At 62.7% G+C, this 9,869-nt stretch carries 11 protein-coding genes; 8 read left to right on the plus strand and 3 right to left on the minus strand.

What is annotated here, in order from left to right:
* The 5 genes from ACUVTA_RS00540 to ACUVTA_RS00560 all read left to right on the plus strand — a co-directional run.
* A partial coding sequence (locus ACUVTA_RS00540; RefSeq protein WP_445951030.1) for a hypothetical protein occupies positions 1 to 200 on the plus strand: 200 nt, incomplete at its 5' end.
* Between the two features lie 106 nt (positions 201 to 306).
* Entirely contained in the window at positions 307 to 1,635 is a 1,329-nt protein-coding gene (locus tag ACUVTA_RS00545; RefSeq protein WP_445951031.1) for a DUF512 domain-containing protein, read from the plus strand.
* Positions 1,636 to 1,662: 27 nt separating this feature from the next.
* Positions 1,663 to 2,991, plus strand: coding sequence for a ribosome biogenesis GTPase Der (gene der / locus ACUVTA_RS00550; RefSeq protein ID WP_445951032.1), 1,329 nt, complete (start codon positions 1,663 to 1,665; stop codon positions 2,989 to 2,991).
* A gap of 218 nt (positions 2,992 to 3,209) precedes the next feature.
* Entirely contained in the window at positions 3,210 to 3,791 is a 582-nt protein-coding gene (plsY, locus tag ACUVTA_RS00555; protein WP_445951033.1) for a glycerol-3-phosphate 1-O-acyltransferase PlsY, read from the plus strand.
* A 102-nt stretch (positions 3,792 to 3,893) separates the two neighbouring features.
* Positions 3,894 to 4,478, plus strand: coding sequence for a lytic transglycosylase domain-containing protein (locus ACUVTA_RS00560; protein ID WP_445951034.1), 585 nt, complete (start codon positions 3,894 to 3,896; stop codon positions 4,476 to 4,478).
* A 49-nt stretch (positions 4,479 to 4,527) separates the two neighbouring features.
* Here ACUVTA_RS00560 and ACUVTA_RS00565 read toward each other — a convergent pair whose 3' ends face one another.
* The 3 genes from ACUVTA_RS00565 to ACUVTA_RS00575 all read right to left on the minus strand — a co-directional run bounded on the left by ACUVTA_RS00565 (position 4,528) and on the right by ACUVTA_RS00575 (position 8,058).
* Positions 4,528 to 5,751 (minus strand): aspartate kinase, encoded by a 1,224-nt coding sequence (locus tag ACUVTA_RS00565; RefSeq protein WP_445951035.1) that lies wholly within the window; start codon positions 5,749 to 5,751, stop codon positions 4,528 to 4,530.
* A 71-nt stretch (positions 5,752 to 5,822) separates the two neighbouring features.
* Complete coding sequence (gene thrB, locus ACUVTA_RS00570) at positions 5,823 to 6,734, minus strand: homoserine kinase (protein WP_445951036.1); 912 nt, start codon at positions 6,732 to 6,734, stop codon at positions 5,823 to 5,825.
* On the minus strand, positions 6,724 to 8,058 hold the full coding sequence (locus ACUVTA_RS00575) for a homoserine dehydrogenase (RefSeq protein WP_445951037.1): 1,335 nt from the start codon (positions 8,056 to 8,058) through the stop codon (positions 6,724 to 6,726). The genes thrB and ACUVTA_RS00575 overlap by 11 nt, the downstream gene beginning before the upstream one ends.
* Before the next feature lie 129 nt (positions 8,059 to 8,187).
* Between ACUVTA_RS00575 and prmA the strand changes: the two genes are divergently transcribed.
* The 3 genes from prmA to ACUVTA_RS00590 all read left to right on the plus strand — a co-directional run.
* Positions 8,188 to 9,048: a 50S ribosomal protein L11 methyltransferase gene (prmA, locus tag ACUVTA_RS00580; protein ID WP_445951038.1), complete on the plus strand. Its 861-nt coding sequence runs from the start codon at positions 8,188 to 8,190 to the stop codon at positions 9,046 to 9,048.
* A 124-nt stretch (positions 9,049 to 9,172) separates the two neighbouring features.
* Entirely contained in the window at positions 9,173 to 9,454 is a 282-nt protein-coding gene (locus ACUVTA_RS00585; RefSeq protein ID WP_445951039.1) for a type II toxin-antitoxin system Phd/YefM family antitoxin, read from the plus strand.
* On the plus strand, positions 9,451 to 9,869 hold a 419-nt coding region (locus ACUVTA_RS00590), incomplete at its 3' end, for a putative toxin-antitoxin system toxin component, PIN family (RefSeq protein ID WP_445951040.1). The genes ACUVTA_RS00585 and ACUVTA_RS00590, both read left to right, overlap by 4 nt.

The raw sequence follows: 9,869 nt of genomic DNA on the forward strand, positions 1-9,869 counted from the left end.
AATTTTTCAGGGCGCGGCAAAAACTTTTCGGAGAAGCAGAGTGGCTTCTCCGCCCGGTGCCGGATGTCGCCTGCGTAACGTGGTTGTCCGTGGTCTGGCGGCTTGCCCGCCGTGGCTACCCTTTGGGCCGATGGCTTTTTCACCGGGCCATTGCCTGCTGCTACCCGCGTCTGGTGCGCTTTGCGGCGGAAGAGGCTTGACGCCGGCAACCCCCTGCAAGATAATTTATTCGTGATGTCTGGATATTGCCGACAAGGTTTACACTTTGCGCGGTGAAAGTTGCAGGCTGCGCTTTTTTATGGTCTAATGAGCGGGCTTAAGATAAAAGCGGTGGAACCCGGCAGCGCCGCATTTGCGGCCGGGCTGGCGGCTGGCGACCGGATCACCGCCATCGGTGGCCAGCCGGTCAGGGATATCATCGACTACTACTTCTATCTTGCGGTTGCCGAACCGGAACTCACCGTCCGGCGGGGGGAGAGGGAATTCAGCATCCAGCTAGCGGCGGAAGCGGGGCGACCGGGCTTAAGTTTTGTTTCACCTTTCGGCCGCATCCGCCGGTGTGCTAACCGTTGCGTTTTTTGCTTCGTCGATCAGCAACCACCGGGACTCCGCCCGAGCCTCTACTTCAAGGATGACGATTACCGCCTCTCCTTCTGGGAAGGGAATTTCGTTACCCTGACGAATTGCACGCGGCGGGACCTGAAAAGGATTGTGGCGCAGCGGTTGAGCCCGCTTTATGTTTCCGTGCACACCACCAACCCGGAGCTGCGCACGTACTTGATGGGAAATCCCCGCGCGGCGGAAATCAAGGCGCAACTCGCAGCGCTGGCAGCGGGCGGCATTACCCTGCACACGCAGATCGTCCTTTGTCCCGGCCTCAACGACGGGGCGGAGCTGGAGCGGACGGTGCGGGATCTGGCGTCCCTTTTCCCGGCGGTGCGTTCGGTGGCGGTGGTGCCGGTTGGCCTGACGGCACACCGTGCGGGACTCTATCCATTACGCCCCGTAACGCCCGCTGCGGCGGCAGCGCTCCTGAAAGACGTGGTGGCGTGGCAGCGGGAGTTCCGCCAGCGCTACGGCAGCAGATTGGTCTTCGCGGCCGACGAGTTTTACCTCCTGGCAGGAAAAGCGGTGCCGGCGACGAAGGAGTACGAAGGCTTCCCGCAATTAGAGAACGGGGTCGGGCTGGTACGGCGTTTTCTCGATGCCTGGAAACGGGTAGAGCAGCGCCTTCCGGCGCAAACCACCCCCTGCCGGGCGATCCTGGTCACCGGCACGCTGGCCGCGCCGGTGCTGCGGCCCGTGGTCGCGCGGCTGAACGCGGTGGCGGGGCTTGAAGTAACGCTACTGCCTGTTACGAACCGCTTTTTCGGGACCAGCGTAACGGTGGCCGGCCTGCTTACCGGCCGGGATATCTGCGCGGCCCTCGCTGCGGTTTCCCGGGAGGGGCTGCGGCCCGAACTCGTAGTGGTCCCCGCCGCGGCGCTGAAGGACGGGCACCTCTTCCTCGACGATATGACCTGCACGGCGGTGGCCCACCAAGTCGGCTGCCGGGTGGTGGCGGCGGCCGGCCCGCGCGAGCTCGTGGCCGCCCTCGGGGTGAAACTTGCGCGCCGCAGTTTTCGTAAAGAGTGAGATTCCGGAACGGCAAAGGAGTCGGTTATGGGCGGGAAACCGGTGGTCGTGATTGTGGGGCGGCCGAACGTGGGGAAATCAACCCTTTTCAACCGGTTGGTCGGGGAAAGGGCGGCGATTGTAGAGGCTGAGCCGGGTGTTACCCGTGACCGGATTTACCGGGAAGCCGAATGGAGCGGCCGAAAATTTCTGTTGGTGGATACGGGCGGTGTGGTGGCCGCGCCGGAGGGGGTTATCGAGGCGGGCATCAGGCGTCAGGTGGCGCAAGCCCTGGAAAAAGCCGATCTCGCCCTCTTCGTCGTTGATGCTGGGACGGGACTAATGCCTGAAGATAAGGTGGTGGCGGACCTCCTGCGCCGGGCGGGGAAGCCGGTGCTTCTGGTGGCCAATAAGGTGGACCGCTTCGACCCGCCGCCTGCCCTTGGGGAGTTTTACGCCCTCGGGATGGGGGAGCCCCTGCCGGTTTCGGCGGCGCAAGGGCTTAACACCGGCGACCTCCTCGACGCGATTGTGGCGCGCCTTCCGGAGAAGTCGCCCCGGCAGGAGCACGATGAGGCCCTGCGGGTGGCGATTGTCGGGCGGCCGAACGTGGGGAAGTCCTCGCTAGTAAACGCGATCTTAGGCGCGGAGCGGGTGATTGTAAGCGAGATCCCCGGGACGACACGGGACGCGGTGGATACGCCCTTCCAGCGCGGCGGCAAAAGCTACGTGCTGATCGACACCGCCGGCATCCGCCGCAAAAGCCGGATTGATATGCCGGTGGAGCGGTACAGCGTGCTGCGCGCCCGGAAGGCGATTGACCGGGCGTACGTGGCGGTGCTCGTGCTCGATGCTCTTGAGGGCGTCACCGCGCAAGACCAGCGGATTGCGGGGATGATTGAAGAAGCGGGCCGGGCGGTGGTGGTTGTAGTGAATAAGTGGGACCTGGTACCGGCGGAACGACGGGATGCGGCGGCGTTCCGCGAGGCGATTGGCTACGCGCTCGACTTCATTGGCTACGCGCCGGTGGTCTTCACCGTGGCGACTACCGGCCAGGGTGTCGGGCGGCTTTTGGAAGCGGTGGATACGGCGGCGGCCAACGCTTGCCGGCACGTGCCAGCGAGGGAGCTCAACGCCCTGCTGCAGGAGGCAACCCTGCGCAACCCGCCGCCCCAGGCAGCCGGTAAGCGCCTGAAGATCTTCCGCGGGCGCCAAGTCGGGATTAATCCCCCTGTTTTTTTACTTTACGTTAACGACCCGGCGTTAGTGCACTTTTCCTACCGCCGTTACCTCGAAAACCAGTTGCGCGCTGCCTACGACTTCACCGGAACGCCGGTCCGCTTCAAGTTGCGGCGCAAGCGGGAGAAGAAGGTTTGAGCCCGCCCGGCTGCCAAAAACCTTACCCCCGGCTTTCTCCGAAGGACCTTTCTTCATATACTGAAGACGAAACCCGGGGGGGGAGACACATTCTGCCGAAAAGCGGCGAATTGCGGCTTGTCTTTTTTCTCTTCTCCCTGTATCCTGAATAAAAAAACAGCAGCGGATGCATAAGGTGAAAATCTGCTGGTACAGAAGCGCGCTTGGCGGCAGGCGAGGTGGTTTTTCTGAAACTGATAGGTATTGCCCTGGTCGCTTACCTTCTTGGCTCTTTTCCCACCGGCTACCTGTTAGCCCGCGCCCGGGGGATAGACATTTTCCGGCACGGCAGCGGTAACATCGGCGCCACCAACGTCTGGCGGACGCTGGGTCCGGCCTTCGGTCTATTGGCGCTGGCCGGCGACGTGGGCAAAGGGGCGGCGGCCGTCTATTTAGGCAGCCGCGCCGGTGAGTGGCCGGCGGTGGTTGCGGGCGCCTGCGCCCTGGCCGGTCATAGCTGGTCGGTCTTCCTTCGCTTTCGCGGCGGTAAGATGATTGCCACCGCGCTCGGCGTCTTCATCATGCTCACACCGGGGGCAGCCTGCGGCGCCCTTTTAGTCTGGGCTTTCGTTTTCGCTTTGAGTCGCTACGTTTCTCTGGCCTCCATTATCGCGGCTGGTAGCCTGCCGCTACTCATTGCCGCCTTCAACTACTCCTGGCCCTACATTCTTTTCGGGGCGGTGGCGGCTGGTGTTGCCATTTACCGCCACCGGAGCAACATCCGGCGCCTCCTTGCCGGGACGGAGCACCGGTTCCGCTAACCCCCGATCTTTTCTGACAAAACAACTAAAAATCAGCGGCAGGAGAAACCGCTGATAGCGCTGAACCATAAACCTACAGCACGATTTACGGAGTGAAACCCGGTGCGGGAGATCGATTTTTCGCCGAACGGGTGGGACGATGGCGTCTCTTTTCAGCCGCGTGACTTCCTTGCCGCCGCCACCGAATCATCACCGTCCTGCCGGATAAACGATCAGCTTTACGGTGCCGTCTTCCGCGCGGCCGGCCGGCGTTACGCGCTTTCCCCGGCGTTATTGCGGGCAATTGGTGCCGTGCTTTCGGGGAAAAGGGCGGATTTTATTTCTCCCGGCGGAAAAATGGGGATTATGCAACTTTCTCCGGAAGTTGCCAGGTTTCTGAGGCTGCAGAACCCGTTCGACCCGGTCGAGAATATCTTCGGTGCCGCGCGCTACCTGCGGTTGCTCCTTGACCGGTACGAGAGAGATTTCCGGGCGGCACTTGCGGCTTACTACAGAGGCGGCGAGCCTGGCAGGGAGAGTGCGGGTATCGCCTCCTCCCGGGAGGTGGAGGAATTTGTTACCCGGGTGCTCGCTCTGGCGGCGGCGGAGGCCGGGCGCCAGAAAGAACGCCCGAAAGGGGAAATACTGGTGGAACTTGCCCGGTTACTCCAAAACGGCAAGAAGGGCGGCCGGGCCGGCATGGCCTGACCTTCCCGTTTTTTACGGCCGCCTCCGGAGTCCTGGTAAAGCTGCGGCTCTATTTCTGCCCCACCGCGTCGAGCCCGAACTTCCGGTGCAGCGCCTGCACCGCCCTTTGCGCTTCGTTCTCCTTGATTATGCAGGAAACCTTGATCTCTGAGGTGCTGATCATCTCGATATTTATCCCTTCTGCGCTCAGCGCTTCGAACATCGTCGCTGCCACCCCGGGCCGGGTGATCATCCCGGCGCCCACAATCGAAACCTTCGCTACCCGGTCGTCGTAGGTGTAGCCCTTGGCGCCGACGGCCTCCTTTACCTTTTCGACCACGGCCAGCGCCTTTTTTAGATCGGTCCGGGAAACGGTGAAGGCGATGTCGTTCCGGCCGTTGCGGGTCGCCCCCTGGATGATCATATCCACGTTAATCTTTTCTTCGGCCAGCGCGGCGAAAAGCCGGTACGCGATCCCCGGCTGGTCCAGTACGTCGAAGATGCCGATTTTGGCGACGTTCAGATCGTACGCGACGCCGCTCACCATGTGCGCGCGTTCCATCCCGTCATCCTCCTTAACGAGTGTTCCCGGATTGTCGTTGAAGCTTGACCGCACCACTAACGGCACCCCGTAAAGTTTTGCTAATTCCACCGAGCGCGGGTGGAGGACCACCGCACCGAGGCTGGCAAGCTCCAGCATCTCGTCGTGCGAGATCACCGGCAGCTTGCTCGCTTCCGGTACCACCCGGGGGTCTGCGGTATAAACCCCGTCCACGTCGGTGTAAATCTCACAGCGGTCTGCTTGGAGCGCCGCCGCTATGGCTACCGCGGTCGTGTCGGAGCCGCCCCGTCCGAGGGTCGTAACGTCGCCGTTGGGCGCGAGGCCCTGAAAGCCTGCCACCACGACGATTTTCCCCGCGGCGAGTTCCGCGCGGAGCCGTGCCGCAGCAACCCCCGTAATCGCCGCCTTGCCGTAGACGCCATCAGTGGTAATGCCGGCCTGGGGGCCGGTGAGCGAGATCGCCTGGGCGCCCAATTCGTGGAGGGCCATGGTTAACAGGGCGATGGATACCTGCTCGCCCGTCGCCAGGAGCTGGTCCATCTCGCGCGCCGCCGGATCATCGCTTAACTGCCGGGCGAGGGCGATAAGCTCGTCCGTGGTATCGCCCATGGCGGAAACGACCACTACCACCTCGTTCCCTTCCTGGCGCGTGCGCCAGACGCGGTCGGCAACACGCTTAATCCGCGCCGGATTGGCCACCGAACTGCCGCCAAACTTCTGAACAATCAACATTGCCACACTCTCCTGACTTGCTTCTGTCAATAAGCCATTATTATATAACCAGCAAGCGAAATGTTGCGCAGCTAAAACCGTTCTACCCGGGCGCCGGCCGCGTCCGGTTCCAGAATCAAAACCCGCGCCTGAACCCCCGCGGCCCCAAAAGCGGTCCCCATCGCGTCGCCAACGGCCGCGGCGTCCTGCGTGGTCAGCGCCACTACCGCGGGCCCCGCCCCGCTTAAAGCCGCCCCGCAGGCGCCGGCTTTAAGGGCGGCGGCGAGCACTTCGTTCAGTCCGGGTACCAGCGGGGCGCGGTAGGGCTGGTAGAGCCGGTCCTGCATTGCCGCCCGTAGCAGGTCGTAGCGCCCGCAGGCCAGCGCGCCGGCCAGGAGGGCCGCCCGCGCAACGTTAAAAAGAACGTCCTCCCGCACGTAAGAGGGGGGCAGAACCCGCCGGGACTGCGCGGTAGGAAGGGAGAAAGCAGGAACGGCTACCACGGCCCGCAGTTCTGCCGCTACCGGGAACCTGAGGGTCAGGATCCGCTTCCCTTCAACAACCGCCACGACGGCGCCCCCGTAAAACGCTGCCGCTACGTTGTCCGGGTGCCCCTCCAGCGCGGCCGCTAAATCCAGTACTTCCTGAGGGGTCAGTTTTGCGCCGCTAAGGGCGTTTGCCGCTAACATCCCGCCGATGATCGCTGCGGCGCTCGAACCGAGGCCTGCGCCTACCGGGATGGCGCTTTCGAGCGTGATTTGGACCCCGGCGGGGACCGGAAAGCCAGTCGCGTTCCAGACGCGCCTGGCCGCTTGATAGACCAGGTTCCCTTCATCCCGGGGGATGTTCCTTTCCCCTTCACCCTTTACCGTGATCCGGAGCCTCTCTCCGGCCACGGTGAGCTCAACCTTATTATAGAGCGCGAGGGCAAGGCCGGCACAGTCGCAGCCCGCGCCGAGGTTTGCCGTGGTCGCGGGGACTATTACTCTGGCCCTAACCGCCATACCACTCTTCGACCCGGATGATGTTGGCCACCGCTTCCACGGTCGGCAGCCGGCGCAGTTCTTCGACCGCGGCCCGCAGATTCGCCTCGCGCACCCGGTGGGTGACGAGCACTAATTCCGCGATTGCGCCCGTCGTCTTTTGGATCACCGCCGCCAGGCTCACCATGTTATTCCCGAAAGCGGCGGCGATGCCGGCCAGAACGCCCGGTCTATCCGTCACGCGGAGGCGGAGGTAGTAGGAGGTTTCCACCGTCGTAATCGGTTTTACGGGCTTGGTTTCAAAACAGGTGCAGCCCGTCGTTCCCCGCATCTGGTAGCGGATGTTCCGGGCCGCGGCGATGATATCCCCGACTACCGCGCTGGCCGTGGGAAGTTCGCCGGCGCCGCGCCCGTAAAACATCGTGTCGCCGACCGCATCCCCCCGCACAAACACGGCGTTGAAGACATCCCGCACCGCCGCGAGCGGGTGCGCTACCGGCACCAGGGCGGGGTGAACCCGCACCTCAATCCCCTCCGGCGTTTCGCGAGCGATGCCTAAGAGTTTCACCACGTAGCCCAGTTCGCGGGCATAGCGAATATCTTCGGGCGTTACCCGCGTGATGCCCTCAAGGTAAACGTCTTCTAATTTCACGCGGGAGTTGAAGGCGATGGAGGCGAGGATAGCGATCTTGCGGGCGGCATCGAGTCCCTCAACGTCGCTGGTCGGGTCGGCCTCGGCGTATCCTTTTGCCTGGGCTTCTTGCAGGACCGTGGCGAACGCGGCTCCTTCCTCGCTCATCTTGGTCAGGATGTAGTTAGTGGTGCCGTTGACAATCCCCATCACTTCTATGATGCGGTTGCCCGCCAGCGCTTCCTTAAGGATCTTGATGATCGGGATACCGCCGGCGACGCTCGCTTCAAAGAAAAGGTCGGCCCCGCTCGCCGTAGCGGCCGCGAAGAGTTCCTGTCCGTGGGCAGCGAGCAGGTCCTTGTTAGCCGTCACCACGCTCTTTCCCCTGGTTAGGGCTTCCGTTACGTAGCGGCGGGCCGCCTCGATGCCCCCCATCACTTCGACCACAATCTGAACGGCGGGGTCGGCGAGAACTGCCGCCGGATCGGCGGTAAAGAGGTCCGGTGGCACGGCGATACCCCTGTCCTTCTCCGGGTCCCGGACGAGCACTTTGCGTACCTTGAGGGTAGCGCCCAAACGGTTGGTGATTAGTTCCCGGTTTCGCTGCAGGACGCGATAAACACCACGCCCCACGGTGCCGAAACCCAAGAGACCGATACCGATTGTCTCCACGGCCATCTCCCCTTTTACCCCTGGTGCGCTCGTGCGCCGCAAGCGCATTTTCGCCATCTATAAAAAGGATTATAACACCGCTAACCGCCAAAATAAACAGCCTTTTCGGGCCTGGACCGGAGGGCAACAACAAAATATGGTATAATGGCTGCGGAGGAGGCTATAGGGATAATGAAATGGATAGAAATCACGGTTACGGTGCGGCCGGAAGCGGTGGATCTGGTGGGTTCGCTTCTCTGCAAGTTGACCGGCTACGGCGTGGAGATCAGCACCGGCGGGCCGGGGCCTCATTCTCCGGAGGAGGCAGGTCCGGTGCATGTCAAGGGTTACCTACCTGAGGAACGGGCCGGGCAGAGCGAAGAAATTATTGCGCTTCTTTCCAGATTCGTGCTTTGTCCAGTGCAGGTACGGGAGCTGCCGGAAACAGACTGGCTCCGCCTCTGGCAGAGTCACTACCGGACCTTTCGGGTAGGAAAACGCCTTGTTATCCGGCCGTCCTGGGAGGATTACGCGCCGTTGCCGGACGATCTGGTTATCACCCTCGACCCCGGCATGGCCTTCGGCTGCGGCACTCATCCCACCACGCAGCTCTGCCTGGAATTGCTGGAACGGGTGGTGAAGCCGGGAGATGTGGTTTGCGACGTTGGCACTGGCTCCGGCATCCTGGCCATTGCCGCCGCGCGTCTTGGTGCCAGCCGGGTCGTGGCGGTGGACGAGGATGCGGTGGCGGTGCGGGTCGCGCGCGAGAACGTGGCCCGCAACGGTGTCGCGGCAGTGGTCCGCGTGGTGGCGGGTGACTTGCTGCAGGGCGTTGACGAGCCGGCCGACGTCATCGTGGCCAATATTGTCGCCGACGTTATCATCGCCTTCGCTCCTGAAGCGGCACGGCACCTCAAGTCAGGCGGCACCTTTATCGCCGGCGGCATCGCGGCCCCCCGGGAAGCCGAGGTCACGGCGGCGCTGGAAAAAGATTTCGCGGTTCGCGAAGTTGCTCGCCTGAACGACTGGGTGGCGGTCCGGGCAGAAAGATAGGGGAACTGGATAGCTTTTTCCACCGGGAAACAGGCTTTACAGGAATTGATGAATTTTGCGGCAGCGGTTACAATAATGTAAAGATTACCGGATTCATTCTGCTATCCCGAAAGGAGAAAACAATATGGAGCGGATCGCAGGCATCAACGAGATCCGGCCGAAGCTCTCTCAGTTTCTCGATTCGCTGGCCCGGGGTGAACCTCCGGTGGTGATAACCGTCAACAGCGAGCCGAAGGCGGTGCTTATTAGCTGTGAGGAGTACCGCGCCCTCCGCCGGGCGGTGGAGGAGAACAAGAGGATGGCTCTGAAGCTCGCCCTGGCCGACCTCCGCGCCCGCGCTGCGAGGGCCGGGATCACCGAGGTGGACGTGGAGGAAGAGGTCCGGGCGTTCAGGGCAAGGACATGATCGTCGTTCTGGACACTAACGTTGTGGTCTCGGGCGTCCTGGTACCCGGCGGCCCCCCCGGAAGGGTGGTTGAGCTGTGGGCCGACGGCGCTTTCACGGTCGCCGTGAGTCCTGCGCTGATCGAGGAGTACCTCGGGGTGTTGCTTCGGCCCAAGTTCCGCAGTGCCGGTACTGCGGTAGAGAGAAAAAAGGTTATAGAGTCATTGCTCGAACTCGAGAACACGGTAACTGTCCTACCGAAATCCGTGCTCGACGTGGTAACCGATGATCCTTCCGACAACCGCGTCCTGGAGTGCGCAGCGGCGGCCGGTGCGGATTATATTGTCTCGGGTGACCAGCATCTGCTCGCGCTGGCGAAGTTCGGGGCAACACCCATAGTCAGCCCCGCCGCGTTTTTGAAGCGGTTTGCTCCGGC

The organism is Thermodesulfitimonas sp., from assembly GCF_052743955.1.

Coding starts and splice junctions, on each gene's coding strand:
- der (WP_445951032.1), top strand. CDS start 1,663: ATGGGCGGGAAACCGGTGGTCGTGATTGTGGGGCGGCCGAACGTGGGG.
- thrB (WP_445951036.1), bottom strand. CDS start 6,734: ATGGCGGTTAGGGCCAGAGTAATAGTCCCCGCGACCACGGCAAACCTC.
- prmA (WP_445951038.1), top strand. CDS start 8,188: ATGAAATGGATAGAAATCACGGTTACGGTGCGGCCGGAAGCGGTGGAT.
- ACUVTA_RS00545 (WP_445951031.1), top strand. CDS start 307: ATGAGCGGGCTTAAGATAAAAGCGGTGGAACCCGGCAGCGCCGCATTT.
- ACUVTA_RS00585 (WP_445951039.1), top strand. CDS start 9,173: ATGGAGCGGATCGCAGGCATCAACGAGATCCGGCCGAAGCTCTCTCAG.
- ACUVTA_RS00565 (WP_445951035.1), bottom strand. CDS start 5,751: ATGTTGATTGTTCAGAAGTTTGGCGGCAGTTCGGTGGCCAATCCGGCG.